General features: G+C 34.4%; 38 protein-coding genes. 3 read left to right on the forward strand and 35 right to left on the reverse strand.

Going from position 1 to position 25,694, the window contains the following annotated elements; genetic code table 11:
• Window positions 1–111 precede the first annotated feature (111 nt).
• From eno to rpsL, 34 genes are all read right to left on the reverse strand, one after another.
• Window positions 112–1,407, reverse strand: coding sequence for a phosphopyruvate hydratase (eno, locus tag KO515_RS10705; RefSeq protein WP_215936357.1), 1,296 nt, complete (start codon window positions 1,405–1,407; stop codon window positions 112–114).
• A 186-nt stretch (window positions 1,408–1,593) separates the two neighbouring features.
• The gene (gene carA, locus KO515_RS10710; RefSeq protein WP_215936358.1) at window positions 1,594–2,697 is read right to left on the reverse strand and encodes a glutamine-hydrolyzing carbamoyl-phosphate synthase small subunit; all 1,104 of its coding nucleotides are present in this window, start codon (window positions 2,695–2,697) and stop codon (window positions 1,594–1,596) included.
• Between the two features lie 328 nt (window positions 2,698–3,025).
• Window positions 3,026–3,505: a 50S ribosomal protein L17 gene (rplQ, locus tag KO515_RS10715; protein WP_215936359.1), complete on the reverse strand. Its 480-nt coding sequence runs from the start codon at window positions 3,503–3,505 to the stop codon at window positions 3,026–3,028.
• Between the two features lie 116 nt (window positions 3,506–3,621).
• Entirely contained in the window at window positions 3,622–4,614 is a 993-nt protein-coding gene (locus tag KO515_RS10720; protein ID WP_215936360.1) for a DNA-directed RNA polymerase subunit alpha, read from the reverse strand.
• 93 nt (window positions 4,615–4,707) lie between these two features.
• Window positions 4,708–5,313 carry a 30S ribosomal protein S4 gene (rpsD, locus tag KO515_RS10725; protein WP_215936361.1) on the reverse strand — a complete coding sequence of 202 codons (606 nt, stop codon included), beginning with the start codon at window positions 5,311–5,313 and terminating at the stop codon, window positions 4,708–4,710.
• A gap of 216 nt (window positions 5,314–5,529) precedes the next feature.
• Entirely contained in the window at window positions 5,530–5,913 is a 384-nt protein-coding gene (gene rpsK, locus KO515_RS10730) for a 30S ribosomal protein S11 (protein WP_020897634.1), read from the reverse strand.
• 101 nt (window positions 5,914–6,014) lie between these two features.
• Entirely contained in the window at window positions 6,015–6,389 is a 375-nt protein-coding gene (gene rpsM / locus KO515_RS10735; RefSeq protein WP_092446818.1) for a 30S ribosomal protein S13, read from the reverse strand.
• A 2-nt stretch (window positions 6,390–6,391) separates the two neighbouring features.
• Entirely contained in the window at window positions 6,392–6,508 is a 117-nt protein-coding gene (gene ykgO, locus KO515_RS10740; protein WP_008269159.1) for a type B 50S ribosomal protein L36, read from the reverse strand.
• A gap of 4 nt (window positions 6,509–6,512) precedes the next feature.
• Window positions 6,513–6,728, reverse strand: a complete 216-nt coding sequence (gene infA, locus KO515_RS10745) for a translation initiation factor IF-1 (RefSeq protein WP_007094967.1) — start codon at window positions 6,726–6,728, stop codon at window positions 6,513–6,515.
• Window positions 6,729–6,737: 9 nt separating this feature from the next.
• Entirely contained in the window at window positions 6,738–8,099 is a 1,362-nt protein-coding gene (secY, locus tag KO515_RS10750) for a preprotein translocase subunit SecY (RefSeq protein WP_215936362.1), read from the reverse strand.
• A 9-nt stretch (window positions 8,100–8,108) separates the two neighbouring features.
• Window positions 8,109–8,561 (reverse strand): 50S ribosomal protein L15, encoded by a 453-nt coding sequence (gene rplO / locus KO515_RS10755; RefSeq protein WP_215936363.1) that lies wholly within the window; start codon window positions 8,559–8,561, stop codon window positions 8,109–8,111.
• Window positions 8,562–8,576: 15 nt separating this feature from the next.
• Window positions 8,577–8,756, reverse strand: coding sequence for a 50S ribosomal protein L30 (rpmD, locus tag KO515_RS10760; RefSeq protein ID WP_215936364.1), 180 nt, complete (start codon window positions 8,754–8,756; stop codon window positions 8,577–8,579).
• Window positions 8,757–8,767: 11 nt separating this feature from the next.
• Window positions 8,768–9,292: a 30S ribosomal protein S5 gene (rpsE, locus tag KO515_RS10765; protein ID WP_215936365.1), complete on the reverse strand. Its 525-nt coding sequence runs from the start codon at window positions 9,290–9,292 to the stop codon at window positions 8,768–8,770.
• Between the two features lie 6 nt (window positions 9,293–9,298).
• Complete coding sequence (gene rplR, locus KO515_RS10770; protein ID WP_215936366.1) at window positions 9,299–9,655, reverse strand: 50S ribosomal protein L18; 357 nt, start codon at window positions 9,653–9,655, stop codon at window positions 9,299–9,301.
• A 10-nt stretch (window positions 9,656–9,665) separates the two neighbouring features.
• Complete coding sequence (gene rplF, locus KO515_RS10775; protein ID WP_215936367.1) at window positions 9,666–10,208, reverse strand: 50S ribosomal protein L6; 543 nt, start codon at window positions 10,206–10,208, stop codon at window positions 9,666–9,668.
• A 12-nt stretch (window positions 10,209–10,220) separates the two neighbouring features.
• Window positions 10,221–10,619 carry a 30S ribosomal protein S8 gene (gene rpsH / locus KO515_RS10780; RefSeq protein WP_215936368.1) on the reverse strand — a complete coding sequence of 133 codons (399 nt, stop codon included), beginning with the start codon at window positions 10,617–10,619 and terminating at the stop codon, window positions 10,221–10,223.
• 62 nt (window positions 10,620–10,681) lie between these two features.
• On the reverse strand, window positions 10,682–10,951 hold the full coding sequence (gene rpsN, locus KO515_RS10785; protein WP_020897643.1) for a 30S ribosomal protein S14: 270 nt from the start codon (window positions 10,949–10,951) through the stop codon (window positions 10,682–10,684).
• A gap of 3 nt (window positions 10,952–10,954) precedes the next feature.
• Window positions 10,955–11,506: a 50S ribosomal protein L5 gene (gene rplE / locus KO515_RS10790; RefSeq protein ID WP_092469507.1), complete on the reverse strand. Its 552-nt coding sequence runs from the start codon at window positions 11,504–11,506 to the stop codon at window positions 10,955–10,957.
• A gap of 2 nt (window positions 11,507–11,508) precedes the next feature.
• Window positions 11,509–11,820, reverse strand: coding sequence for a 50S ribosomal protein L24 (gene rplX, locus KO515_RS10795; protein WP_092469505.1), 312 nt, complete (start codon window positions 11,818–11,820; stop codon window positions 11,509–11,511).
• A 12-nt stretch (window positions 11,821–11,832) separates the two neighbouring features.
• Window positions 11,833–12,201 (reverse strand): 50S ribosomal protein L14, encoded by a 369-nt coding sequence (rplN, locus tag KO515_RS10800; protein ID WP_092446808.1) that lies wholly within the window; start codon window positions 12,199–12,201, stop codon window positions 11,833–11,835.
• A gap of 2 nt (window positions 12,202–12,203) precedes the next feature.
• The gene (gene rpsQ / locus KO515_RS10805) at window positions 12,204–12,461 is read right to left on the reverse strand and encodes a 30S ribosomal protein S17 (protein ID WP_040756784.1); all 258 of its coding nucleotides are present in this window, start codon (window positions 12,459–12,461) and stop codon (window positions 12,204–12,206) included.
• 17 nt (window positions 12,462–12,478) lie between these two features.
• On the reverse strand, window positions 12,479–12,670 hold the full coding sequence (gene rpmC / locus KO515_RS10810; protein WP_215936369.1) for a 50S ribosomal protein L29: 192 nt from the start codon (window positions 12,668–12,670) through the stop codon (window positions 12,479–12,481).
• A gap of 12 nt (window positions 12,671–12,682) precedes the next feature.
• Window positions 12,683–13,102 (reverse strand): 50S ribosomal protein L16, encoded by a 420-nt coding sequence (rplP, locus tag KO515_RS10815; protein ID WP_195871643.1) that lies wholly within the window; start codon window positions 13,100–13,102, stop codon window positions 12,683–12,685.
• A 20-nt stretch (window positions 13,103–13,122) separates the two neighbouring features.
• Window positions 13,123–13,842, reverse strand: a complete 720-nt coding sequence (gene rpsC / locus KO515_RS10820; RefSeq protein ID WP_092469496.1) for a 30S ribosomal protein S3 — start codon at window positions 13,840–13,842, stop codon at window positions 13,123–13,125.
• Between the two features lie 9 nt (window positions 13,843–13,851).
• On the reverse strand, window positions 13,852–14,259 hold the full coding sequence (gene rplV / locus KO515_RS10825; RefSeq protein ID WP_178984427.1) for a 50S ribosomal protein L22: 408 nt from the start codon (window positions 14,257–14,259) through the stop codon (window positions 13,852–13,854).
• A gap of 5 nt (window positions 14,260–14,264) precedes the next feature.
• Window positions 14,265–14,543 carry a 30S ribosomal protein S19 gene (rpsS, locus tag KO515_RS10830; RefSeq protein ID WP_020897652.1) on the reverse strand — a complete coding sequence of 93 codons (279 nt, stop codon included), beginning with the start codon at window positions 14,541–14,543 and terminating at the stop codon, window positions 14,265–14,267.
• A gap of 10 nt (window positions 14,544–14,553) precedes the next feature.
• Window positions 14,554–15,381 carry a 50S ribosomal protein L2 gene (rplB, locus tag KO515_RS10835; RefSeq protein WP_215936370.1) on the reverse strand — a complete coding sequence of 276 codons (828 nt, stop codon included), beginning with the start codon at window positions 15,379–15,381 and terminating at the stop codon, window positions 14,554–14,556.
• A 12-nt stretch (window positions 15,382–15,393) separates the two neighbouring features.
• Window positions 15,394–15,684: a 50S ribosomal protein L23 gene (rplW, locus tag KO515_RS10840; protein ID WP_215936371.1), complete on the reverse strand. Its 291-nt coding sequence runs from the start codon at window positions 15,682–15,684 to the stop codon at window positions 15,394–15,396.
• A gap of 5 nt (window positions 15,685–15,689) precedes the next feature.
• Window positions 15,690–16,319 (reverse strand): 50S ribosomal protein L4, encoded by a 630-nt coding sequence (gene rplD / locus KO515_RS10845; RefSeq protein ID WP_215936372.1) that lies wholly within the window; start codon window positions 16,317–16,319, stop codon window positions 15,690–15,692.
• A complete protein-coding gene (rplC, locus tag KO515_RS10850) occupies window positions 16,319–16,936 on the reverse strand; it encodes a 50S ribosomal protein L3 (RefSeq protein WP_115818556.1) in 618 nt (205 codons plus the stop codon). Before rplC ends, rplD begins: the two co-directional genes overlap by 1 nt.
• Before the next feature lie 173 nt (window positions 16,937–17,109).
• A complete protein-coding gene (gene rpsJ / locus KO515_RS10855; RefSeq protein WP_007650482.1) occupies window positions 17,110–17,415 on the reverse strand; it encodes a 30S ribosomal protein S10 in 306 nt (101 codons plus the stop codon).
• Window positions 17,416–17,426: 11 nt separating this feature from the next.
• Window positions 17,427–19,553, reverse strand: a complete 2,127-nt coding sequence (fusA, locus tag KO515_RS10860) for an elongation factor G (protein WP_215936373.1) — start codon at window positions 19,551–19,553, stop codon at window positions 17,427–17,429.
• A 3-nt stretch (window positions 19,554–19,556) separates the two neighbouring features.
• A complete protein-coding gene (gene rpsG / locus KO515_RS10865) occupies window positions 19,557–20,033 on the reverse strand; it encodes a 30S ribosomal protein S7 (protein ID WP_178984421.1) in 477 nt (158 codons plus the stop codon).
• Window positions 20,034–20,055: 22 nt separating this feature from the next.
• Window positions 20,056–20,430 (reverse strand): 30S ribosomal protein S12, encoded by a 375-nt coding sequence (gene rpsL, locus KO515_RS10870; RefSeq protein ID WP_019386263.1) that lies wholly within the window; start codon window positions 20,428–20,430, stop codon window positions 20,056–20,058.
• Between the two features lie 237 nt (window positions 20,431–20,667).
• Between rpsL and KO515_RS10875 the strand changes: the two genes are divergently transcribed.
• From KO515_RS10875 to rlmB, 3 genes are all read left to right on the forward strand, one after another.
• A complete protein-coding gene (locus KO515_RS10875) occupies window positions 20,668–22,296 on the forward strand; it encodes a POTRA domain-containing protein (RefSeq protein WP_215936374.1) in 1,629 nt (542 codons plus the stop codon).
• Window positions 22,297–22,345: 49 nt separating this feature from the next.
• A complete protein-coding gene (locus tag KO515_RS10880; protein ID WP_215936375.1) occupies window positions 22,346–23,977 on the forward strand; it encodes an aryl-sulfate sulfotransferase in 1,632 nt (543 codons plus the stop codon).
• A 132-nt stretch (window positions 23,978–24,109) separates the two neighbouring features.
• Complete coding sequence (gene rlmB / locus KO515_RS10885) at window positions 24,110–24,844, forward strand: 23S rRNA (guanosine(2251)-2'-O)-methyltransferase RlmB (RefSeq protein ID WP_215936376.1); 735 nt, start codon at window positions 24,110–24,112, stop codon at window positions 24,842–24,844.
• A gap of 43 nt (window positions 24,845–24,887) precedes the next feature.
• Here the strand turns inward: rlmB and KO515_RS10890 are convergent, their stop codons facing one another.
• Window positions 24,888–25,643 (reverse strand): rhomboid family intramembrane serine protease, encoded by a 756-nt coding sequence (locus tag KO515_RS10890; protein ID WP_215936377.1) that lies wholly within the window; start codon window positions 25,641–25,643, stop codon window positions 24,888–24,890.
• Window positions 25,644–25,694: the final 51 nt, after the last annotated feature.

A 25,694-nucleotide genomic window follows, 5' to 3' on the forward strand; every position in this document is an offset into this window, starting at 1 on the left:
TAACTTTAATCCATAAAAAAACCATCTAAAAATAAATATTTTAGATGGTTTTGTATAATTAAGACATTTCGACTGCGCTCAATGTGACAGTAGTATAAAAAGCTCTTTTAATTATGCTTTCACCTTAAAAGCATTTTCTCCAGGAAAATAGGCAACACTTCCTAATTCTTCTTCAATACGTAATAATTGGTTGTATTTTGCCATACGATCACTACGAGACGCAGAACCTGTTTTAATCTGTCCACAGTTTAATGCTACTGCTAAATCTGCAATAGTATTATCTTCTGTTTCACCAGATCTGTGAGACATTACAGACGTGTAGCCTGCATTATGTGCCATGTTTACTGCTGCAATCGTTTCAGTCAACGTACCAATTTGATTCACTTTAATTAAAATAGAGTTAGCAATACCTTCATTAATCCCTCTTTCTAAACGCTCTACATTAGTTACAAATAAATCATCACCCACTAATTGTACTTTATCTCCAATTAATTCCGTTAAATATTTAAAACCTTCCCAGTCGTTTTCATCCATACCATCTTCTATAGAAATAATAGGATATTTACCAGCTAATTCAGCTAAGTATTCAGCTTGCTCTTTACTTGTTCTGATTACACCAGAATCACCTTCAAATTTCTTGTAATCGTACTTACCATCAGTAAAGAATTCAGCAGCTGCACAATCTAAAGCGATTTTTACTTCATCACCAAATTTATACCCAGCATTTGCTACTGCTTTAGCAATCGTATCTAATGCATCTTCTGTTCCACCTGGTAAGTTTGGTGCAAAACCACCTTCATCACCAACAGCTGTACTTAAATCTCTATCGTGTAATACTTTTTTAAGATTATGGAAAATCTCAGTTCCCATTTGCATCGCATGTGTAAAGTTCTTCGCTTTTACAGGCATAATCATAAACTCTTGAAACGCGATTGGCGCATCACTATGAGAACCACCATTAATAATGTTCATCATTGGTAATGGTAACGTATTTGCTGAAACGCCACCAACATATCTGTATAATGGCATCCCTAATTCATTAGCTGCTGCTTTAGCAACCGCTAAAGACACTCCTAAAATAGCATTAGCACCTAATTTTGATTTGTTTGGAGTACCATCTAATTCAATCATCATTTGATCGATAGCATTTTGTTCAAAAACAGAAACACCCATTAATTCTTGAGCAATTGTAGAATTTACATTTTCAACTGCTTTTAAAACTCCCTTACCCATGTAAGTATCTCCACCATCTCTTAATTCAACAGCTTCATGTTCCCCAGTAGATGCACCAGATGGCACAGCTGCTCTTCCCATTATACCGTTTTCTGTGGTCACGTCAACTTCTACAGTTGGGTTTCCTCTGGAATCTAAAATTTGTCTTGCGTGTACATTGATAATAATGCTCATTATTTCTTAATTTAAGTTATCTATAATTTTAAAGTTACAAGGTTATTACACCTAATAATTTACCCAAATTTACGAAAATCTATGGCGCGAAACTTGACAAAAATCATATTTATGATAATTGCTTACGATAATGATTTCGTAACTAAAAAAACGCAATAAAATTGGTGTTTTATTGCGTTTTTGGTATTATCTATTTTTAATATTCTCTATAAACTGGTCAAACAGATATAGGGAATCATTTGGTCCAGGACTCGCTTCAGGATGGTACTGTACTGAAAAGCAGTTTTTGTCTTTTATTTTAATTCCAGCAACGGTGTGATCATTTAAATGCACATGTGTTATTTCAACATTGGCATTCGCTTCCGTTTCTTCTCTATTAATGGCAAAACCATGATTCTGCGATGTGATTTCACCTTTACCCGTTACTAAATTTTTAACAGGATGATTAATACCACGGTGACCATTGTGCATTTTATATGTTGAAATGCCATTTGCCAACGCGATGACTTGGTGTCCTAAACAAATCCCGAATAAGGGTTTGTTGTGCGCTATGATGTCTTTAGCTAAACTGATAGCATCTGATAACGGTTCTGGATCACCAGGGCCATTAGATAAGAAATACCCATCTGGATTAAATGCTTCTAAGTCTTCAAACTTTGCATTGTACGGAAATACCTTGATGTAAGCATCGCGCTTAGCCAAATTTCTAAGAATATTTTTCTTAATACCAATGTCTAATGCTGCAATTTTATACGTCGCATTTTCATCACCAACAAAATAAGGTTCCGTGGTTGACACTTTAGATGCCAATTCTAAACCTTTCATTGATGGAAATTCTACAAGTTGCTTTTTAAGCGCTTCAATATTATCAACCTCAGTTGTAATTACAGCATTCATAGCACCATTATCTCTAATGTAACTTACCAATGCTCTCGTATCCACATCTGCAATGGCTAAAGTATTATGCTTTTCAAAGAATTCTTCTAGAGAACTATCAGCTGCTGGCCTACTATAATTAAAGCTAAAGTTCTTACATATTAAACCTGCTATTTTAACAGCATCAGATTCTACTTCATCTTCTTTGGTTCCGTAATTACCAATATGTGCATTGGTCGTTACCATTAATTGTCCGTAATACGAAGGGTCTGTAAAGATTTCTTGATACCCTGTTGTACCTGTATTAAAACATACTTCACCAAAAGCAGAACCTTCTTTACCTATAGACTTACCATGAAAGATGGTTCCGTCTGCCAATAAGATAAGCGCTTTTTTTCTTTGTTGATATTTCATGTGTGTTGTGTGTAACTTAACTCTACTATTATGTTGTTGATTTCACTGCGTTAGTGATTGAACGATTTGTTTGAGCTCCTCGCAGAGAGCGAGTAGTGAAAGCGCGACGGAATTAGTTTTCTAAAAAACTAATTGGGTAACGCCCAAATGATCAATCAATATATTTGCAAAAGTCCAAAAAAAAAGGATAAACTGAAACAGTCTATCCTTTATATTTATAAATGCTTATTAACACTCAATAATCGAGATTTGAATAATGCGAAAGCTAGTGCGAAATTTTTATTCATATTGAATTTGAAATCTTCTAGTACTTTCGTTAGCATTTTTACTATTCTTCTTCGTTTGAAGCTTTAGTTTCAGTAGCAGCTGGTGCTGTTGCAGCAGCCTTACTTCCACCTCTTCTACTTCTACGTGTTGTTTTCTTAGGTGCTTTACCAGCGTTGTAGATTTCGTTGTAATCAACTAACTCTATCATTGCCATATCAGCGTTATCACCAAGTCTATTTCCTAATTTGATGATTCTTGTATATCCACCTGGACGATCACCAATTTTTGGTGCTACATCTCTAAACAATTCAGCAACCGCATCCGTTTGTCTAAGCTTAGCCATAACAATACGTCTGTTGTGTGTTGTATCTGATTTAGATTTTGTAATCATTGGCTCTACAAACTGCTTTAAAGCTTTCGCTTTTGCAACTGTTGTGTTAATACGTTTGTGCTCTATTAAAGAACAAGCCATATTAGCTAACATTGCTTTTCTGTGTGCTGTTTGTCTACCTAAGTGGTTGAATTTTTTTCCGTGTCTCATGACTCTTGTTTTATCATCTTGCTACCAAACTCTTTTTTGAGGAGCAAAATATGATTAATAATAATTATTTTAAATATGAATGCCATTCCCATAAAAACAGGAATGGCATACTATATTTAGTCTTTATCTAATTTATATTTACTTAAATCCATTCCGAAGTTTAAACCTTTAACATTTACTAGTTCTTCTAGCTCTGTTAAAGACTTCTTACCGAAGTTTCTGAATTTCATTAAATCATTTTTGTTGAAAGATACTAAATCACCTAAAGTATCTACTTCTGCTGCTTTCAAACAGTTAAGCGCACGTACAGAAAGGTCCATATCAACTAATTTAGTTTTCAATAGTTGTCTCATGTGAAGTGATTCTTCATCATAAGTTTCAGTCTGTGCAATTTCATCAGCTTCTAAAGTGATACGCTCATCAGAGAATAACATGAAGTGGTGAATTAATATTTTAGCCGCTTCTGTTAAAGCATCTTTAGGATTGATAGAGCCATCAGTTCTGATTTCAAAAACTAATTTTTCGTAATCCGTTTTTTGCTCAACACGGAAGTTTTCGATAGCATATTTTACATTCTGGATTGGTGTAAAAATTGAATCTGTAAAGATAGTTCCGATTGCAGCTGAAGACTTTTTGTTTTCTTCTGCAGGTACGTAACCTCTTCCTTTTTCAATAGTCAATTCCATATTAATGTTTACTTTAGGATCTAAGTTACAGATTACTAAATCTGTATTTAACACTTGGAAACCTGAGATAAACTTCTGGAAGTCACCAGCTGTAATTTGATTTTGTCCTGAGATAGAAATTGTAACAGTTTCGTTATCAACTTCATCAATTTGACGCTTAAAGTTTACTTGCTTTAAGTTCAAAATCATTTCAGTAACATCTTCTACAACACCTGCGATAGTAGAAAACTCGTGATCTACACCTTCTATTCTCACTGATGTTATTGCAAAACCTTCTAAAGAAGATAATAATACTCTTCGTAAAGCATTACCAACTGTTAATCCGTAACCTGGTTCTAGTGGTCTGAATTCGAATTTACCTTCGAAATCAGTAGAATCAATCATAATTACCTTATCGGGCTTTTGAAAATTTAATATTGCCATATGTTCTTCGTTTTAATTGTTATTTAGTTGCGCGGTTTATAAGTATGAAGAAGACTATAAACCCTTTGGCCAAATACCAATATGATTAATTTATTATTTAGAGTAAAGTTCAACGATTAACTGCTCGTTGATTTGTTCTGGAATTTGAATTCTAGCAGGAACAGCAACATAAGTACCTTCCATTGATCCTGTATTCCATGTAATCCATTCGTAAACATTACTAGAATTCGATAATGAATTTTGAATCGCTTCTAATGATTTAGATTTCTCTCTAACACCAACAACATCTCCAGCTTTTAATTGGTAAGAAGGAATGTTTACCTTTTCACCATTTACTGTAATGTGTCTGTGCGATACTAATTGTCTAGCTCCACTTCTTGAAGGAGAGATCCCCATTCTAAATACAACGTTGTCTAAACGAGACTCACATAATTGAAGTAATACTTCACCTGTAATTCCTTTAGCAGAAGTTGCTCTTTTAAACATGTTTCTGAATTGCTTTTCTAATATACCATAAGTATATTTAGCTTTTTGCTTCTCCATTAACTGAATTGAGTATTCAGATTTTTTACCACGACGACGGTTGTTACCGTGTTGTCCTGGTGGATAATTTCTTTTTTCGAAGGCTTTGTCGTCTCCGAAGATAGCTTGTCCGAATTTACGGGCTATTTTAGTTTTAGGACCAGTATATCTTGCCATTTTAAATTGTTTTTTAAGAGTGATAAATGAATTAAGGTCTTAATCTTATCCTTCAAAAATCGTTGATCTCTTGTTGATACTTGTTAATAATTTTTCAGTTTGCAAATTTATACAAAATAAACTAATATCAGCACATAAATGTGAGATATTAGTTTATTAATAAATATGAGTATGTTTTCTAACGGTTATTTGTCAGAAATCTAAATAGAATTCAGATTAAACTCTACGTCTTTTTGGTGGACGACAACCGTTATGTGGTAATGGAGTTACATCAATAATTTCTGAAACTTCAATACCTGCATTGTGTATAGATCTGATTGCAGATTCTCTACCGTTACCAGGTCCTTTAACGTATACTTTCACTTTCTTTAAACCAGCTTCTTTAGCTACTGCTGATGCATCTTCTGCAGCTAACTGTGCAGCGTATGGAGTATTCTTTTTAGAACCTCTAAAGCCCATTTTACCAGCTGATGACCATGAAATAACGTCACCTTTTTTGTTTGTTAAAGAGATAATGATGTTGTTAAAAGATGCAGTGATATGAGCTTCTCCTATTGCATCAACTATAACTTTACGTTTTTTAGTACTTGCTTTTGCCATTATATTTTTAGCTTTTAGTATTAGTTTATAGTCGCTAGAATCCTAAACCGTTAAATTTCAAACAGATTCTTTCCAACGTCTAATAGACTAAAGACTATTTATTACTTAGTTACTTTCTTCTTGTTAGCAACTGTTTTACGTCTTCCTTTTCTTGTACGCGAGTTATTCTTAGTACGTTGTCCTCTCAATGGAAGCCCAACTCTATGACGAATACCTCTGTAACATCCTATATCCATTAATCGCTTAATGTTCATCTGAGTCTCAGAACGTAATTCACCTTCGATTTTAAAAGTACCAACAGTTTCACGGATCGCTCCAATTTCATCGTCAGTCCAATCTTGTACTTTTGTGTTCTCGTCAACTTTAGCAGCAGCTAAAATTTCTTTTGCTCTACTTCTACCTACTCCGTAGATATAAGTTAAAGAGATAACACCTCTTTTCTGTTTTGGTATGTCTACACCTGCAATTCTTGCCATAATTACCCTTGTCTTTGTTTGAATCTAGGATTCTTTTTGTTAATGACGTAAAGTCTACCTTTTCTGCGCACCAACTTACAGTCTGCGCTTCTTTTCTTTACTGATGCTCTAACTTTCATCGTTTTAGTATCTATATGTTATGCGAGCCTTCGTTAAATCGTAAGGACTCATTTCTAATTTCACTTTATCACCTGGTAACAACTTAATATAATGCATACGCATTTTACCAGAGATATGTGCGGTCACTATATGACCATTTTCTAATTCAACACGAAACATAGCATTTGATAATGCTTCTATAATTGTTCCATCTTGTTCTATTGCTGCTTGTTTTGCCATAATAATATCTTATTGCGCCACTGCTTTTCTGTTCTTACCAGTTTTCATCAAACCATCATAATGCTTATTCAATAAATAAGAATTAATCTGTTGCATTGTATCTATAGCAACACCTACCATAATTAGTAATGATGTACCACCAAAGAATAATGCCCAACCTGCTTGAACGTTCATTAATTTCATAACAAATGCTGGAAAAACAGCCACTAAAGCTAGAAATATAGAACCTGGTAAGGTTATTTGTGACATAATTTTGTCTAAGTACTCAGATGTTTCTGATCCTGGACGTATACCTGGAATAAATCCTCCACTACGTTTTAAATCATCAGCCATTTTGTTTGTTGGTACCGTAATTGCCGTATAAAAATAAGTAAACACTATAATTAATAAAGCAAACATTAAATTATACCAAAACCCAAACATATCTTGGAAGTTCGTTTGCATCCATGCTCCAGTACTTGTATCTTTTAACCATGTAGAACCACCGATTAAACTAGGTACAAACATAATTGCTTGTGCGAAGATAATTGGCATTACACCAGAGGCGTTAAGCTTTAATGGTAAAAACTGACGTGATCCAAATACATTCTTTTCGTAACCTCCAGTAGCTGTTCTTCGTGCATACTGAACCGCAATTTTTCTAACCGCCATTACTAAGAATATAGATGCTAAGATAATGAGTAACCAAATTACCATTTCGATAAGGATCATCATAAATCCACCATTACCTTCTAATCTAGAAGCTGCATTTTGAATAAATGATTGTGGTAACGTAGCAATAATACCAACCATAATTAATAATGAAATACCATTTCCAATTCCCTTATCTGTAATTTTTTCACCTAACCACATTGCGAAAACACAACCTGTTACCAAAATAATCACTGAAGAGAAATAGAACATATTTTCACTAAAACCAGGAACAAGCATAGCACTCATTGAAGTTGAACCAGATAAACTAGGGATACTAGCTAAATAACCTGGCGCTTGCACTAAACAAATACCAATTGTTAACCAACGTGTAATTTGAGTAATTTTCTTCTGACCACTAGCTCCTTCTTTCTGGAGTTTCTGTAAATAAGGAATCGCAATACCCATTAATTGAACAACAATGGATGCAGAAATGTAAGGCATAATACCCAACGCAAATACTGAGGCATTCGCAAAAGCTCCACCTGTAAATGCATTTAACAATCCTAATATACCACCGTCCATACCAGCTTGTAGACCACCTAATGCATCAATATTAATACCAGGTAACACAACCTGAGCACCAAAACGATACACTAATAACAAACCTAAGGTTAAGAGAATTCTATCCTTAAGCTCTGTGATCTTCCAAACGTTTTTTAATGTTTCTATTATTTTCATCCTATAATCTTATAAAGTTACAGCTTCACCACCAGCAGCTTCAATAGCAGCCTTTGCCGTAGCAGTAAATTTATGAGCAGTTACTGTTAATTTTGATTTTAACTCACCTCTACCTAAGATTTTCACAAGTTCGTTTTTACCAACTAAACCTAAAGATAATAGCGTTTCAAAATCAACACCATCCTTAATTACTTTTTCATCTACTAACTTCTGTAAAGTATCTAAGTTAATACCTTGATACTCTACTCTGTTAATATTTGTAAATCCAAATTTAGGAACACGTCTTTGTAATGGCATTTGACCACCTTCAAATCCTAATTTCTTAGAATAACCTGAACGTGACTTTGCTCCTTTGTGACCACGAGTAGCAGTACCACCTTTACCAGAACCTTGTCCACGTCCAATACGCTTTCCTTGATTTTTTACTGAACCTTCTGCAGGTTTTAAATTACTTAAATCCATTGTTAAGTTATATTATTAAGCTTCTTCTACAGAAACTAAGTGTTCAACTTTTCTAACCATACCAAGAATACTTGATGTAGCTTCGTGCTCTTTTGTTTGACCAATCTTATTTAAACCTAAAGCTTCTAATGTTAGCTTTTGTCTTTTAGTACGATTGATTGCACTTTTTACTTTAGTTACTTTAATCTTTGCCATCTTGTCCTTGATTATCCGTTAAATACTTTTTCAAGTGAAATTCCACGCTCTTTAGCCACAGACTTAGCATCTCTCAATTGTAATAAAGCGTCAAAAGTTGCTTTTACCACGTTGTGAGGGTTAGAAGATCCTTGTGATTTAGATAATACATCATGTACACCTACTGCTTCAAGAACAACTCTTACCGCACCACCTGCAATAACACCTGTACCAGGTGCAGCTGGAATAATGTTAACTCTAGCACCACCATATTTACCTTTTTGTTCATGTGGAATAGTACCTTTAAGAATAGGAATTCTTACTAAGTTTTTCTTAGCATCTTCAATTGCTTTTGCAATTGCAGTAGCTACATCCTTAGATTTACCTAAACCTTGACCTACAACATTTGTTTCGTCACCTACAACAACAATTGCAGAAAAACCAAATGCTCTACCACCTTTTGTTACTTTGGTTACACGCTGCACGCCAACTAAGCGATCTTTTAATTCTAATCCGCTTGGTTTAACAAGCTCTGCGTTTTTATATTTTTGATACATAATGTCTTAAAATTTAAGTCCTCCTTCTCTAGCACCTTCTGCTAATGATTTTACTCTTCCATGATATAAGTAACCACCTCTATCAAAAGAAATAGTTTCAACACCAGCCTTAATAGCTTTTTCTGCTACAGATTTACCTACTAAAGTAGCTATCTCTGATTTATTCCCTTCAGACTTTACAATGTCCTTGTCTCTTGAAGATGCAGCAGCTAAAGTTTTACCAGTTACATCATCTACGATCTGAGCATAAATTTCTTTATTACTTCTAAAAACAGCTAATCTTGGTTTTGTTGCCGTACCAGATACTACCTTACGGATTCTGTTTTTTATTCTTAATCTTCTTTCGTTCTTTGTCAATGCCATAACTTAATTATTAAGCTGATTTACCTGCTTTTCTTCTAATTTCTTCACCAACAAACTTGATCCCTTTTCCTTTGTAAGGCTCTGGCTTTCTAAAACCACGAATCTTTGCAGCAACTTGGCCAACTAATTGTTTGTCAAAAGACGTTAATTTTACTCTTGGATTTTTACCTTTTTCAGAAATAGTCTCAATAGACACTTCTGGTGCGATATCCATAACAATGTTATGAGAAAATCCTACGGCTAAATCTAATTTTTGTCCTTGATTAGATGCTCTATAACCTACACCAACTAACTCTAGTTCTTTGGTCCAACCTTTAGAAACACCTTCTATCATATTAGCAATTAATGCTCTATAAAGACCATGTTTTGCTCTTAAATCTTTTTTATCAGAAGAACGCTCTAATGTAATAGTACCATCTTCTAATTTTACTTCAATTTCCGAATATTCTTGAGTTAATTCACCTAATTTACCTTTAGCAGTAATTACGTTATCTTTAATCTCAACTGTTACACCTTCAGGAACTGTTATTGGGTTTTTACCTATTCTTGACATAATTTCCTGTTTTTAGTATACGTAACATAAAACTTCACCACCAACATTTTCTCTCTGCGCTTGTTTACCTGTCATCACACCGTGAGACGTAGAAACGATTGCAATACCTAATCCGTTAAGGATTCTTGGCATCTCGTTAGAAGAAGCATATTTACGTAAACCTGGTTTACTAATTCTTTGAATTTTTTTGATGACTGACTCTTTAGTATCTTTATTGTACTTCAAAGCAATTTTGATAGTACCTTGTACTGTAGAATCGTCAAACTTATAACTTAAGATAAATCCTTGATCGAATAAAATCTTAGTCATTTCTTTTTTTAAGTTAGATGCAGGAATTTCAACCACTCTGTGATTTGCCTTAACTGCGTTTCTAACTCGCGTTAAATAATCCGCTATTGGATCTGTGTTCATATGTATTAATTTGCGGTAGCGGTTTTCGACACTATTGTCAAACCTGAAACCAATTTATAATTTTACCAACTTGCTTTTCTAACCCCAGGAATTAAACCTTGGTTAGCCATTTCTCTAAACATTACACGAGAAATACCAAATTGTCTCATGTAACCTTTAGGTCTACCTGTAAGTTTACAACGGTTGTGCTGACGTATTGGTGAAGCATTTTTTGGTAACTTTTGTAATGCTTCATAATCGCCAGCTTCTTTTAAAGCTTTACGTTTTTCTGCATATTTAGCTACCGTTTTAGAACGCTTAACCTCACGGGCTTTCATTGATTCTTTAGCCATAATTTAATTCTTTTTAAAAGGTAATCCTAGTTCTGTTAATAATGACTTCGCTTCCTTATCGGTTTCAGCAGAAGTCACAAATGTAATATCCATTCCTGAAATTTTATTGACTTTATCAATATCTATTTCTGGAAATATGATTTGTTCTGTAACACCTAAGTTATAGTTTCCACGTCCATCAAAACCTGTAGCTTTAATACCGTTAAAATCTCTAACACGTGGTAAAGCTGAAGTCACCAAACGATCTAAGAATTCATACATTTGTTCACCTCTTAAAGTTACTTTGGCACCAATTGGCATCCCTTTACGTAACTTAAATGAAGCAACATCCTTCTTAGACATTGTGTGTATAGCTTTCTGTCCAGATATTTTTGTAAGTTCTTCTACTGCGTGATCGATTAATTTCTTATCCGCAACAGCTGCACCAACACCTTTAGATATTACTATCTTAGTAAGTTTAGGTACTTGCATTACATTTTTATATCCAAATTCTTCCGTAAGAGCAGAAACAATTTTGTCCTTATACTCTTGTTTTAATCTTGCAACGTAAGCCATAATTAAATTACTTCATTAGATTTTTTAGAAAATCTCACTTTATTATCTCCATCCATTTTATAACCAACTCTAGTTGTTTCTCCTTTTGAAGTTAACAACGATAAATTAGAAATATGAATAGATGCTTCTTTCTCTACAATTCCACCTTGAGGGCTTTGTGCACTTGGTTTAGTATGTTTCTTAACCATGTTCACACCTTCTACGATGGCTTTGTTCTTATCTATTAATACTTTAAGTACTTTACCTTCCGATCCTTTATGATCTCCAGCAATTACTTTTACTGTATCTCCTGATTTTATTTTAAGCTTTGTCATTTTATTTATCAATTAAAGCACTTCTGGTGCTAATGATACAATTTTCATGAATTGTTTATCACGAAGTTCTCTAGCTACAGGTCCAAATACACGAGTTCCTCTCATTTCCCCTTGAGGATTTAATAAAACACATGCATTGTCGTCAAATCTAATGTAAGAGCCATCTGGACGTCTTACTTCTTTAGCCGTACGAACTACAACTGCCGTAGATACAGCACCTTTTTTGATTTGTCCATTTGGAGTTGCATCTTTAACAGATACTACAATTTTGTCTCCTACAGAAGCATATCTTCTTTTAGTTCCACCTAATACACGGATAGTTAAAACTTCCTTTGCACCAGTGTTATCAGCTACTTTTAATCTTGATTCTTGTTGTAACATAATTACTTCGCTCTTTCAATTATTTCTACTAATCTCCAACATTTAGATTTACTTAAAGGTCGTGTTTCCATGATCTTTACTGTATCTCCTTCGTTGCAGTCATTTGTCTCATCGTGCGCGACATATTTCTTAGTCTTTAACACGAATTTTCCATACATAGGGTGTTTTACTTTCTTAACCTCTGAAACAACAATAGATTTCTCCATTTTGTTACTAGTTACGATCCCTATACGTTCTTTTCTTAAGTTTCTTTTTTCCATCTTTCAGCAGAATACGATTATTGTACGTCTCTTTTAGTTAATTCTGTTGCCACTCTAGCTACTGTGCGACGTGCAGCTCGTAACTGAATTGGGTTATCTAAAGGAGAAATAGTATGAGCCATTTTTAGGTCCGTATAACTCTTTTTAGATTCACTAAGTTTCTCTTGTAACTCAGCTATTGAAAGCTGTTTAATTTCTGATTGCTTCATAATATCTTTCTATTAAGCTTCGTAATCTCTAGCTATGATAAACTTAGTTTTTACAGGAAGTTTTTGAGCTGCTAATCGAAGCGCTTCTTGAGCTGTTTCTAATGGCACTCCACTTATTTCAAATAACATACGTCCTGGTTTTACAACTGCTGCCCAATATTCAACGGCACCTTTACCTTTACCCATACGTACTTCAAGAGGTTTCTTTGTAATAGGCTTGTCTGGAAATATTTTAATCCATAACGATCCTTCTCTTTTCATGTAACGAGTAGCTGCAATACGCGCTGCTTCTATTTGACGTGCAGTGATAAATGACGCGTCTAATGATTTAATACCGAAAGTACCATTTGATAACAAATGACCTCTTCCCGCATTTCCTTTCATACGTCCTTTTTGCTGCTTACGAAATTTTGTTCTTTTAGGCTGTAACATTTTGTCTTTTCTTTAAAAAATTACTTTCTACGACGAGATTGGTTCTTGTTTCCACCACGTCCACCTTTACCTTTTTGTTGTTTAGATAAACCGACTAATGGAGAAAGTTCTCTTTTTCCATATACTTCGCCTTTCATTATCCAAACTTTGATGCCCAATCTACCATAAGTAGTATGTGCTTCTACTAAAGCATAATCAATATCTGCTCTAAAAGTAGACAAAGGAATACGTCCTTCTTTATAGTGTTCTGATCGTGCCATTTCAGCACCATTTAAACGACCACTAATCTGAATTTTAATTCCTTCAGCATTCATACGGATGGCAGCGGCAATAGCCATTTTAATTGCACGTCTGTATGAAATTCGGCTTTCAATTTGACGAGCAACACTTGCTGCTACTAAAAATGCATCTAGTTCAGGTCTTTTAATTTCAAAGATATTCAATTGAACTTCTTTGCCAGTAATTTTCTTAAGCTCTTCTTTTAACTTATCTACTTCTTGGCCACCTTTTCCGATAATAATACCAGGTCTAGCAGTAGTTATAGTAACGGTTACAAGTTTAAGCGTACGCTCAATAATTACTCTACTTACACTAGCTTTAGATAGACGAGCATGAATATACTTTCTAATCTTATCGTCTTCGGCAAGTTTATCACCATAATCGTTTCCTCCGTACCAGTTAGATTCCCATCCTCTGATAATTCCTAAGCGATTCCCGATTGGATTTGTCTTTTGTCCCATATCTCTGTCTTAGCTTTGTGTTTTATTGATTGCATCTACTACCACAGTTACGTGGTTAGATCTTTTTCTAATTCTATGTGCTCTACCTTGAGGTGCTGGACGCAATCTCTTTAACATAGAACCACCATCTACTCTAATTTCTTTGATAAACAATTTAGCCTCTTCAACATCAGCATCTTCGTTTTTTGCTTGCCAGTTTGCAATTGCAGACATAACCAATTTCTCTAAACGACGAGACGCTTCTTTTTGACTAAATCTAAGAATCTGAAGAGCTTTCTCTGCCTTTTGACCTCTAACCAAATCCGCAACTAAACGCATTTTTCTTGGAGATGTAGGACAGTTATTTAGCTTTGCAAAAGCAACCTGCTTTTTCTCGGCTTTAATAGCTTCCGCCATTTGTTTTTTACGACTTCCCATGATTCTTATTTTTTACCTTTATTCTTAGCACCTGCATGACCTCTAAACGATCGTGTTGGTGAAAATTCTCCTAATTTATGACCTACCATATTTTCAGTAACAAATACTGGAACAAATTGACGACCATTGTGAACTGCTATAGTTTGCCCAACGAAATCCGGAGAAATCATTGAAGCTCTAGACCAGGTTTTGATTACCGTCTTTTTGTTTGAAGCTACATTTTCTGCAACTTTCTTATCTAATTTATAGTGGATATAAGGTCCTTTTTTTAATGAACGTGCCATACTATCTTAATTATTTCTTTCTACGTTCTACAATATACTTATTACTCGACTTAGTCTTAGAACGTGTTCTAAATCCTTTAGCAGGAACACCGTTTCTATTTCTAGGATGACCACCTGAAGATTTACCTTCACCACCACCCATTGGGTGATCGACTGGGTTCATCACTACTGGTCTAACTCTTGGACGTCTACCTAACCATCTACTTCTACCTGCTTTACCAGATACTAGTAATTGATGATCTGAATTTGAAATCGCTCCAATTGTCGCCATACACGTTACTAGAATCATTCTAGTTTCACCAGACGGTAATTTCACAGTAGCAAATTTATCACCTCTTGCCATTAACTGAGCAAATGCTCCTGCACTACGCGCCATTACAGCACCTTGACCAGGACGTAACTCAATACAAGAAATAATTGTTCCTAATGGTATTTCACTTAAAGGCATTGCATTTCCAATTTCTGGAGCGATACCAGTTTCACCAGACACTATATTTTGCCCTACTTGTAAACCATTTTGAGCGATAACATAACGTTTCTCACCATCTTGGTAATTTAATAGCGCAATAAATGCTGTTCTGTTTGGATCGTATTCAATTGACTTAACTTCACCAGGTACACCAGTTTTGTTACGTTTGAAATCGATAATACGATACCTCTTCTTATGACCACCACCTACTTGGCGAATTGTCATTTTTCCTCGATTGTTTCTACCACCAGATCTCTTTTTCGGAGCAAGCAAGCTTTTCTCCGGCTTATCAGTAGTAATGGCATCGAATCCATTTACTACTCTAAATCGCTGACCTGATGTGATCGGTTTTAATTTTCTTACTGACATTAATGTCTAAAATTACATGTTAGTGTATAAATCTATTGTTTCACCTTCCGCCAGTTGTACAATTGCTTTTTTAACAGCATTTGTTTTACCATGTTGAACACCAGTTTTTGTAAACTTGGTCTTACGATCTGGACGGACATTTATTGTACGAACTTTTTCAACAGAAACTCCATAAGCAGCTTCCACCGCTTTTTTGATTTCTACCTTGTTCGCCTTAGGATTCACTTCAAATGCAAATGCATTTAACGACTCACTTTGCATGGTCGCCTTTTCTGTGATTATAGGTTTTTTTAAGATACTCATCTGTTCTATTTACTTAAATTCGTTTCAATTCCTTCTAATGCACTTTCAATTAGAATAACTTTATTCGCATTCATAATTTTATAAGTACTTAATTCAGAGGCTGTTATCACTTCTGAACCTTTAAAATTGCGTGAGGACAAATATACATTATTATTTGTACCACCCAACACAATAAGAGATTTTTTGTTTTCAACCTCTAAAGCCTTTAAAACATTCAAGAAATTTTTAGTTTTTGGAGCTTCGAAATTGAAGTCTTCTAATACTAAAATTGACTTGTCATTTGCTTTAATACTTAATGCAGATTTACGTGCTAATCGTTTTAGGTTTTTATTTAATTTAAAACCGTAATTTCTTGGTCTAGGACCAAACATACGACCACCACCTCTAAATACACCAGACTTAATACTACCTGCTCTTGCAGTACCAGTACCTTTCTGTTTCTTTATCTTACGTGTACTACCAGAGATATCTGCTCTTTCTTTTGCCTTATGAGTTCCTTGTCTTTGATTTGCTAAGTATTGCTTAACATCTAAATAGACAGCGTGATTATTAGGCTCTATAGCGAATACGTCTTTAGAAAGCTTAGCTTGTCTACCCGTATCTTTTCCGTTTATATCTAAAACTGCTATCTCCATTACTTCTCAATGATTACATAAGAATTTTTGTGACCAGGAACACATCCTTTTACCACAAGTAAGTTCTTTTCAGCAACTACTTTGTAAATTCTTAAATTTTGAACTTTTACTGTTTCGCCACCCATTCTTCCGGCCATCTTCATTCCTTTGAATACTCTCGCAGGATAAGATGCTGCACCAATAGAACCTGGAGCTCTTAAACGGTTATGTTGACCATGCGTTGCTTGACCTACACCACCAAATCCGTGACGTTTTACTACACCTTGAAAACCTTTACCTTTAGAAGTACCTGCGATATCCACAAATTCCCCTTCAATAAATTGTTCTACTGTAATAGCATCACCTAATTTGTACTCCTTATCAAAACCTTTGAATTCAACAACTTTGCGTTTTACAGAAGTACCCGCTTTTTTAGCATGACCTAAGTCAGCTTTAGTAGCGCTTTTTTCTGTCGCGTCATCGAAACCTAATTGAAGGGCTGAATAACCATCCACTTCTTCAGTTCTGACTTGGGTAACGATACATGGTCCAGCTTCGATTACTGTACAAGGAATGTTCTTCCCATTTTCATCGAAAATGCTGGTCATACCGATTTTTTTTCCAATTAACCCAGACATAAATTTTTGTTTTTATTGTGACAACTCGCGAATTGTCATATTTTGTTTTTTTCGGGACAACTCGCGAATTGTCCATGTGTATATAAAATTCAAGGCCGAAAATACGTTTCAGCCTTGAATTGTATTTTTACCGTTTTTCCCTCGCACGCAGCTTAGGACATGTTATTGTGTAATTACACTTTAATCTCAACTTCTACTCCACTTGGTAATTCAAGTTTCATTAAAGCATCAATTGTCTTAGAAGATGAAGAGTAAATATCTAATAAACGCTTGTAAGAGCTTAATTGAAATTGTTCTCTAGACTTCTTATTTACGTGTGGTGAACGTAATACAGTGAAAATCTTCTTGTGTGTTGGTAAAGGAATAGGTCCTGTTACTACTGCACCTGTACTTTTTACTGTTTTTACAATCTTATCAGCAGACTTGTCCACTAAGTTGTGATCGTAAGATTTTAATTTTATTCTGATTTTTTGACTCATTTTATTAAGATTTACGATTCAACGCCTTTAGCTGCTGCAATTACTTCTTCTGAAACATTCTTAGGTGTTTCCGCATAGTGTGAAAATTCCATTGTTGATGTTGCTCTACCTGAAGATAATGTTCTTAACGTAGTTACATAACCAAACATTTCCGATAATGGTACAGTAGCTTTAACTGTTTTTGCACCAGCTCTATCTCCCATACTTGTCATTTGACCTCTTCTTCTGTTCAAATCACCTACAATATCACCCATGTTTTCTTCTGGTGTAATCACCTCAAGTTTCATGATTGGTTCCATTATAACGGCCTTAGCTGCTCTCGCTGAATTTTTAAATCCAAGTTTAGCCGCTAATTCGAAAGATAATTGATCTGAATCGACATCATGATAAGATCCATCTTTCAATGTCACTTTCATAGCGTCTACTTCGAATCCAGCTAATGGTCCATTTGCCATTGCCATTTTAAATCCTTTTTCAATTGAAGGGATAAATTCTTTAGGAACGTTACCACCTTTAATTACAGATTCAAATTGAAGACCTACAACACCTTCATCAGCTGGCTCAATCGTAAATACGATGTCAGCAAATTTACCACGACCACCAGATTGTTTCTTATAAACTTCTCTATGATCAGCAGATTGTGTAATAGCTTCTTTATATTCAACTTGTGGCTGACCTTGATTAACCTCAACTTTAAATTCTCTTTTTAAACGATCTACAATAATATCTAAGTGCAGCTCACCCATTCCAGAAATAATAGTCTGTCCTGAAGCTTCATCAGTTCTTGCTGTAAACGTTGGATCTTCTTCAGCTAATTTAGCTAAAGCCATACCTAACTTATCAACATCTGCTTTAGTCTTAGGCTCAACTGCAATACCAATTACTGGATCAGGGAAGTCCATAGATTCTAAAACGATAGGATGTTTTTCATCAGACATAGTATCACCAGTCTTAATATCTTTAAATCCTACAGCTGCTCCAATATCTCCCGCTTCAATAAAATCGATAGCATTTTGTTTATTAGAGTGCATTTGATAGATACGAGAGATACGTTCTTTTTTACCTGAACGGTTATTCAAGATATATGAACCTGCATCTAAACGACCAGAATAGGCGCGGAAAAATGCTAAACGTCCTACGAAAGGATCTGTAGCAATCTTAAATGCTAAAGCTGAAAATGGCTCACTTACACTTGGCTTTCTACGCTCTTCTTTATCTGTATCAGGATTTGTTCCTACAACACTTTCTCTATCTAATGGAGATGGTAAATAACGACAAACAGCATCTAATAAGAACTGAACCCCTTTATTTTTGAATGAAGAACCACATACCATTGGTATAATAGCCATATCCATTACAGCAGCTCTAAGTGCAGCGTGCACTTCATCTTCTGTAATAGAATCTTCATCTTCCATGAATTTCTCTAATAAGTTCTCATCATAACCTGCTACTTCTTCAATAAGTAATGCACGGTATTTACGAGCTTCTTCTTTTAAATTATCAGGAATCTCAATAACATCAAAAGTAGAACCATAGTTATCATCATGCCATACAATAGCTCTGTTTTTAACTAAATCGATTATACCTTTAAATTCATCTTCATCACCAATGTTTAAAACGATTGGCACAGCATTAGACTTTAACATGTCTTTTACTTGCTGACAAACTCCTAAGAAGTCAGATCCTTGACGGTCCATTTTATTAACGAAACCAATTCTTGGAACCTTATAATTATCTGCTAGTCTCCAGTTAGTTTCAGACTGTGGCTCAACACCATCAACCGCACTAAATAAGAATACTAAACCATCTAATACACGTAATGAACGGTTTACTTCAACCGTAAAATCTACGTGACCAGGTGTATCAATAATGTTAAAATGGTAATCTTTAGCATCAGCTGTTGGTTCACCATTTTCTTTAGGGAAAGTCCAGTCACAAGTCGTTGCAGCAGACGTAATTGTAATACCTCTTTCTGCTTCTTGCTCCATCCAGTCCATTGTAGAAGCACCATCATGTACTTCACCAATTTTGTGTGAAACTCCCGTATAAAAAAGAATACGCTCTGTTGTTGTTGTTTTACCAGCATCAATATGAGCAGCAATTCCTATATTTCTTGTTAATTTTAAATCTCTTGCCATTTCTTAAAATCTAAAGTGTGAGAATGCTTTATTTGCTTCTGCCATCTTATGCGTATCAGTTCTTTTCTTAACTGCCGCTCCTTCTTCTTTAGCTGCTGCTAAAACTTCTGCAGCTAAACGTTGCGCCATAGATTTTTCGTTTCTTTTACGTGAAAAGCTAATTAACCATTTCATCGCAGTTGAAACCTTACGATCTGGACGAATTTGCATTGGAATCTGGAATGTAGCACCACCAACACGACGACTACGTACTTCTACGTGAGGCATTACATTAGATAAAGCTTCTTTCCAAATTTCTAAAGCTGTTTTTTCGTCATCATTTTTTTTCTCTTCAACAATATCAATTGCATCGTAGAATACTTTAAAAGCTACAGACTTCTTACCATCCCACATCATCATATTAACAAAACGTGTTACTAACTGATCATTAAATCTTGGATCTGGTAAAAGCGGTCTCTTTTTTGCTGCTCTTTTTCTCATGTCTTCTTCTTAAAGTTTTTAATTACTTCTTAGGGCGTTTTGCACCATACTTAGATCTACGTTGTGTTCTTCCTGATACACCTGCTGTATCTAAAGCACCACGAACGATGTGATATCTAACTCCTGGTAAATCTTTTACCCTTCCACCTCTAACCAATACTATCGAGTGCTCTTGTAAATTGTGACCTTCTCCACCAATGTATGCATTTACTTCGTTTCCGTTTGTTAAACGAACCCTTGCTACCTTACGCATTGCTGAGTTAGGTTTTTTAGGTGTCGTTGTATAAACACGAGTACATACACCACGTCTTTGAGGACACGAATCTAAAGCAGCCGATTTACTCTTCTTGGTTATTTTGGCTCTTCCTTTTCGTACTAATTGTGAAATTGTTGGCATATATTTCTATATAAAAATTTATTAATCCTCACTTTTGAGGGGTGCAAATGTAGTAATTTATATCTATAATTCAAATACTTGAGAATTAATTTTCAAAAGATTTATAAACTTTAATTTTTTCAGTATATAATATCACTTATTTTTACGTTAACATAAGACCTATTATATATTGTTTACATGCCGTTTTACAACAGAGTTATTTTTTTTATAGTTCTTCTGATTTTTTTAAATCAGGGCATGGCTCAAACCATTAATTTAAAAATTAGAGGAGAGAATGAGGCTTCTACTCAAATTATTGACTCTATTGGCTATCTAAAAACCTATAAGAATTACAATCGTTTACAAACAGAAATCACATCCTTAAAAGATAAACTAACCAAGCGTGGTTTTATTGATACAAGTATATCTAAAATTACTAGGCAAAATGATTCACTTTTTGAAGCACAACTCATATTAGGAAATAGAATAGAGACCATTAGAATCTATTATGACTCAACTTTTAATAGCGATTTACTAGAATCTCTGAGCTTCAATTCCACCGAAGGTTTCTTCGAGCTTCATATAACAGAGCTAGAAACATATTTGAAAACCTTAAACTCTACAATTGCAGAACAAGGTGACCCGTTTTCAACATTACAACTTATTAATATCTCTAAATCAACTTCAACATTAATTTCTGCAGATTTAAAAGTTGTAACTCATCAAAAAAGACGCATCGATAAAATTATCATTAAAGGATATGAAAAGTTTCCAAAGTCTTATGTAAAACACTTTTTAAAACTTAAAACGGGAAAATCCTTTAACTTAAATGACATCAAAGCTAAAATTGAATTACTAAACGACTTACGTTTTGCTTCCAAAATTAAAGAACCCGAAGTATTATTTACAAAAGACTCTACGACACTATATATATATGTAGAAAAAAGTAGAACTAATAATTTTGATGGCTTTTTAGGTTTTGGCACAAATGAGGACACCAATAAAATTGAATTTGATGGGTATATGGATTTACGACTCATTAACAACCTTAATTATGGTGAAACCTTAAATCTCTTTTATAAAAGTGATGAAATAGACCAACAAACCTTTAATGTCGATGCTGATTTACCCTATTTATTTGGGACACCAATTGGACTTCAAGTTGGGCTTAATATTTTTAGAAAGGATTCTACTTTTTTGAATGCTGAACAATATGCCAAAATTAATTATCAAATTAATGCCCAACATAAAGTGGGAGTTGGTATCACTTCAACTACTTCAACAAATTTATTAGAAAATGACACCGACATTTTGAATGATTATAAGTCTAGCTACTATACTGTACATTATAATTATACAAAGCCACAGTTATACGACCCCTTATTTCCTATAAATTTTTGGTTCGATTTTTCTGCAGGGTTGGGAGATAGAACCGATGACATTAGTACTCAAAAACAAAATGTATTCGAATTAGAAACTTATAAAATTTTCAACCTTAATAATAGGAATAGCATTTATACAAGATTGAATGGAGCTCTACTTGCTTCAGATAATTATTTAGATAATGAATTATTCCGATTCGGAGGTATTAACTCTATCCGTGGATTTGAAGAAAACAGTCTCGTCGCTAATTTATTTGGAGTACTTAATACAGAGTATCGCTACCGCTTAAGCTCTACTATATTCGTACATTCTGTTTTGGATGCTGCATATTTTGAAAACCAACTCACTAATAATAAAGAAAAACTCTTTGGATTTGGTTTTGGACTAGGACTACTTACAAACGCTGGTTTATTCCGTTTAAATTATTCCAGCGGAAAAACTGAGAGCACCTCATTTAAATTATCAGACTCCAAGGTCCACCTTAGTTTAACAGCTACTTTTTAATAATTACAATTTTTAACGGTAAGTTTGTAATTCTTAAAAGAAAAATGTTTTGGTTAGAAATTTACTTTATTTACTATTAATTACAATTAATCTTACTTACTCTCAGAATACCATTGGCACTACCCATATCTCTGATGGTGTATATGAAGGCTTTACACTATTCACGTCACATACAGAAACCTATCTTATTAATAATTGTGGCGAAGTTATTAATCAATGGTCTAGCAATTTCCCACCTGGTAACGCCGTGTATTTATTAGAGAATGGCAGTATATTAAGAGCTGGAAGAACTGCAAGTGTAGACATAACTTTTGGTGGACAAGGTGGTGTTATTGAAATTTTTGATTGGGATGGCAATCTCACTTGGCAATATTACTATGATACTCCCACCAAGCGACAACACCACGATGTGTTCCCTATGCCAAACGGTAACGTACTTATACTTGCCGCAACAAAAATGTCAACTTCTGAAGCCATTCAATTAGGACGAGATCCTATGCTTATATCCGAAAATGAATTATACAATGAACAAATTGTTGAAGTAACACCAGTGGGTAACAATCAAGCCACTATCGTTTGGGAGTGGAATGTTAAAGATCATCTTGTTCAAGATTTTGACGCTTCTAAAGACAATTATGGTGACGTAAGTTTAAGTCCTGAAAAATTAAATATTAACTTTTTAAATAATAGAGATGGAGATGCTAATTGGCTTCATTTTAATTCCATTTTCTATAACCCGGTTTTAGATCAAATTGTCATAAGCTCTAGAAACTTAAGCGAAATTTATATAATAGACCATTCTACAACAACTGAAGAATCTGCTTCAGATACTGGTGGAATATACAATAAAGGCGGTGATTTTCTATACCGATGGGGAAACCCACAATCTTACGACCAAGGCACAGAATCTGACAGAAAACTTTACGGCCAGCATTCTCCATATGTCATTGAACCAGGACTTGTTGATGAAAATAAAATAATGCTCTTTAACAATGGTAGAGATAGAACCCCTATGTTTTCTGAAGTTTTTATTATTAACCCAGAAACAGACGGATCTGGTGTGTACTCATACCAAGCCGGCACTGCATATAGCCCAATATCCCCACATTACATCTATAAATACCCTATAGAACCTTCACGATTTTTCTCTGGAATATTAAGTAGTGCCCAGCGTTTACCAAATGGTAACACATTAATTTGCGAAGGAATTAATGGACTGTTTTTCGAGATAAACCCTTATGAAGGTATTGTTTGGAAATATAGTAGTCCTGTAAATTCATCTAATGGAGTTATTGCAACTCAAGGCAGTAGTCCGTCTTCATATCCTAATGTTAGTTTTAGGGCATTAAAATATGATGTTGATTATCCTGCATTTTCAGGCAGAGACATAACACCACGTGACCCAATTGAATTCGATCCAAATTTAACTCTATGTAAAAACTTAAGTGTTGCAAATTATGAAACCGCATCAATTACAGTATATCCCAATCCCACTAAAGGAAAGATAACACTAGTATCAAATACCACAATTAATAAAGTGGAAGTGTATAATCTAATAGGGGAAAAAGTGTATACAACCATCTTAGGCACCTTCGATTTATCGCAACACGTAGATGGCATCTTTTTTTTAAGATTATATACTGATGCCGGCATCATAAGTAAAAAGCTGATTAAAAATTAATGAGGACATATTTAATAAATAATTATAAATCTCGAATGGTAAATATATTGTTCGAGATTTTTATTTGAATACCTATCATCTTAAACTGTATATATTTTATTTATTAATGAATTCTTTACATAACTTTGCAGTATGAAGAACGAAACTACCATTTTTGGAATTAGAGCTATTATTGAAGCCATAAAATCTAACGAAACTATAGATAAGGTTTTTATGCAAAAAGGGCTGAATGGCGACTTGTTTAAAGAATTGGAGCAAGCCATCCGTTCAGGAGGTATTAATTCATCTTATGTTCCCGTTGAAAAATTAAATCGATTAACAAAAGGAAATCATCAAGGTGCTGTAGCTCAAATTTCACCAATTGAATTTCATGATATTGACGATTTAGTAATGCGCGTTATTGAATCTGGAAAAACTCCATTATTCCTTTTACTAGACCAATTAAGTGATGTTAGAAATTTTGGAGCTATTGTTAGAACAGCAGAATGCACTGGTGTAAATGGTATAATTATTCAGAAAAAAGGAGGAGCTCCTATTAACGGTGATACAATTAAAACAAGTGCTGGAGCCATATTTAAAATGCCAATTTGTAAAGTAGATCATATAAAAGATGCGGTTTTTCACATGCAATCTTCGGGCATACGAGTTATAGCTGCAACGGAAAAAGCAGAGCACTTTTTGTACGATGTGTCGTTTAAAGAACCATGTGCCATCATTATGGGATCTGAAGGCAGAGGAATTAATCCTTCTGTTTTAAAAGTGGCAGATGATAAAGCGAAACTTCCTATTTTAGGAGAGATTGAATCCTTAAATGTTTCTGTAGCGTGTGGTGCGTTTTTATATGAAGCGGTGAGACAACGTAGCTAATTTTAAGTAAAATTTGTGAAGTGTGAAGTGCAATTAAAACATTCTAATCTTCCTTTTTCTTAAAAATGTAGTTGATTTTTTGAGCTTGTATTGTTTCAGATTCAATTTCGAGTTCAGATTCAATTTCTTCTTCGGGCTCAAATTCTATAAAGTTTCCGTCTTCATCAAAATGTTTCATAAATGGATCATCGTCCTCATTATAATCGGGTTCTTCCCATTTATAGCGTTCTGGTTTAGCGACTTGTTTTCTAAATATTAAAGCGAATACCAATCCCGTAATTAAGCCGCTTAAATGGCCTTCCCAAGACATCCCACTTTTTATAGGAAACACATACCATATCATGCTTCCATAGAGAAAAATAACAACTAACGACAAGGCTATAAGTCGGTAGTGTTTTGCAAATATCCCTTTGAAAAAGATAAAGCTAACTAACACATATACTAAGCCACTAGCTCCAATATGATTCCCTGAACTCGCAATAAGCCAAGTCATGAATCCTGAAAGTAAAATTCCAAAGCCAATCACTTTCCATGCTATGTTGTTATAGAAATAAAATAAGGCTACTGTGAGTACAAAGAGAGGAATTGAATTATTGTAGATATGATTGATATCTCCATGCAAAAACGGACTTGTAACAATCCCTAAAAGTCCCTCTAGTGTTTGAGGTCTAATACCAAAAGCTTTTATTCCGCTATCTATCCGAACCTGATACCAAAACACTAACCAATTAGCAAACATTATCATTAAGGGATAAATAATAATATTGTTAGAATATTTAAAGTGTTGTGGTTTGCTCATATATTCAAATTTAAAGAAAGTCTTTCAAATTTGTAGCCAAAATGCAGTTGT

This window comes from Winogradskyella psychrotolerans, from assembly GCF_018860545.1.
Lineage (GTDB): Bacteria > Bacteroidota > Bacteroidia > Flavobacteriales > Flavobacteriaceae > Winogradskyella > Winogradskyella psychrotolerans_A.

Bases quoted from the DNA above. Each gene is read 5' to 3' on its own strand.
- rplD (WP_215936372.1), bottom strand. From the start codon at position 16,319: ATGGAGATAGCAGTTTTAGATATAAACGGAAAAGATACGGGTAGACAA.
- KO515_RS10875 (WP_215936374.1), top strand. From the start codon at position 20,668: ATGGCTCAAACCATTAATTTAAAAATTAGAGGAGAGAATGAGGCTTCT.
- rpsQ (WP_040756784.1), bottom strand. From the start codon at position 12,461: ATGGAAAAAAGAAACTTAAGAAAAGAACGTATAGGGATCGTAACTAGT.
- rplE (WP_092469507.1), bottom strand. From the start codon at position 11,506: ATGGCTTACGTTGCAAGATTAAAACAAGAGTATAAGGACAAAATTGTT.
- rpsM (WP_092446818.1), bottom strand. From the start codon at position 6,389: ATGGCAAGAATTGCAGGTGTAGACATACCAAAACAGAAAAGAGGTGTT.
- rlmB (WP_215936376.1), top strand. From the start codon at position 24,110: ATGAAGAACGAAACTACCATTTTTGGAATTAGAGCTATTATTGAAGCC.
- rplN (WP_092446808.1), bottom strand. From the start codon at position 12,201: ATGTTACAACAAGAATCAAGATTAAAAGTAGCTGATAACACTGGTGCA.
- rplC (WP_115818556.1), bottom strand. From the start codon at position 16,936: ATGTCTGGGTTAATTGGAAAAAAAATCGGTATGACCAGCATTTTCGAT.
- rplR (WP_215936366.1), bottom strand. From the start codon at position 9,655: ATGGCATTGACAAAGAACGAAAGAAGATTAAGAATAAAAAACAGAATC.
- KO515_RS10720 (WP_215936360.1), bottom strand. From the start codon at position 4,614: ATGGCAATATTAAATTTTCAAAAGCCCGATAAGGTAATTATGATTGAT.
- rpsN (WP_020897643.1), bottom strand. From the start codon at position 10,951: ATGGCTAAAGAATCAATGAAAGCCCGTGAGGTTAAGCGTTCTAAAACG.
- rplB (WP_215936370.1), bottom strand. From the start codon at position 15,381: ATGTCAGTAAGAAAATTAAAACCGATCACATCAGGTCAGCGATTTAGA.
- infA (WP_007094967.1), bottom strand. From the start codon at position 6,728: ATGGCAAAACAAGCAGCAATAGAACAAGATGGAACAATTATAGAAGCA.
- rpmC (WP_215936369.1), bottom strand. From the start codon at position 12,670: ATGAAGCAATCAGAAATTAAACAGCTTTCAATAGCTGAGTTACAAGAG.
- rplQ (WP_215936359.1), bottom strand. From the start codon at position 3,505: ATGAGACACGGAAAAAAATTCAACCACTTAGGTAGACAAACAGCACAC.
- rplV (WP_178984427.1), bottom strand. From the start codon at position 14,259: ATGGGAAGTCGTAAAAAACAAATGGCGGAAGCTATTAAAGCCGAGAAA.
- secY (WP_215936362.1), bottom strand. From the start codon at position 8,099: ATGAAAATAATAGAAACATTAAAAAACGTTTGGAAGATCACAGAGCTT.
- rplO (WP_215936363.1), bottom strand. From the start codon at position 8,561: ATGGATTTAAGTAATTTAAAACCTGCAGAAGGTTCAGTAAAAAATCAA.
- rpsJ (WP_007650482.1), bottom strand. From the start codon at position 17,415: ATGAGTCAAAAAATCAGAATAAAATTAAAATCTTACGATCACAACTTA.
- carA (WP_215936358.1), bottom strand. From the start codon at position 2,697: ATGAAATATCAACAAAGAAAAAAAGCGCTTATCTTATTGGCAGACGGA.
- rplP (WP_195871643.1), bottom strand. From the start codon at position 13,102: ATGTTACAGCCTAAAAGAACAAAATTTCGTAAGCAGCAAAAAGGACGT.
- rpsE (WP_215936365.1), bottom strand. From the start codon at position 9,292: ATGTATCAAAAATATAAAAACGCAGAGCTTGTTAAACCAAGCGGATTA.
- rpsK (WP_020897634.1), bottom strand. From the start codon at position 5,913: ATGGCAAAAGCAAGTACTAAAAAACGTAAAGTTATAGTTGATGCAATA.
- rpsD (WP_215936361.1), bottom strand. From the start codon at position 5,313: ATGGCAAGATATACTGGTCCTAAAACTAAAATAGCCCGTAAATTCGGA.
- rpmD (WP_215936364.1), bottom strand. From the start codon at position 8,756: ATGGCAAAGATTAAAGTAACTAAAGTAAAAAGTGCAATCAATCGTACT.
- rplW (WP_215936371.1), bottom strand. From the start codon at position 15,684: ATGAGTATCTTAAAAAAACCTATAATCACAGAAAAGGCGACCATGCAA.
- fusA (WP_215936373.1), bottom strand. From the start codon at position 19,553: ATGGCAAGAGATTTAAAATTAACAAGAAATATAGGAATTGCTGCTCAT.
- rpsL (WP_019386263.1), bottom strand. From the start codon at position 20,430: ATGCCAACAATTTCACAATTAGTACGAAAAGGAAGAGCCAAAATAACC.
- rplX (WP_092469505.1), bottom strand. From the start codon at position 11,820: ATGACAAAGCTTAAAATAAAATCAGGAGATACAGTAAAAGTAATTGCT.
- rpsG (WP_178984421.1), bottom strand. From the start codon at position 20,033: ATGAGAAAAAGAGCAGCAAAAAAGAGACCGCTTTTACCAGATCCAAGA.
- eno (WP_215936357.1), bottom strand. From the start codon at position 1,407: ATGAGCATTATTATCAATGTACACGCAAGACAAATTTTAGATTCCAGA.
- KO515_RS10890 (WP_215936377.1), bottom strand. From the start codon at position 25,643: ATGAGCAAACCACAACACTTTAAATATTCTAACAATATTATTATTTAT.
- rpsS (WP_020897652.1), bottom strand. From the start codon at position 14,543: ATGGCACGTTCATTAAAAAAAGGACCTTATATCCACTATAAATTAGAT.
- rpsH (WP_215936368.1), bottom strand. From the start codon at position 10,619: ATGAACACAGATCCAATAGCGGATTATTTAACGCGAGTTAGAAACGCA.
- rplF (WP_215936367.1), bottom strand. From the start codon at position 10,208: ATGTCAAGAATAGGTAAAAACCCAATAACAGTTCCTGAAGGTGTAACA.
- ykgO (WP_008269159.1), bottom strand. From the start codon at position 6,508: ATGAAAGTTAGAGCATCAGTAAAGAAAAGAAGCGCAGACTGTAAGTTG.
- rpsC (WP_092469496.1), bottom strand. From the start codon at position 13,842: ATGGGACAAAAGACAAATCCAATCGGGAATCGCTTAGGAATTATCAGA.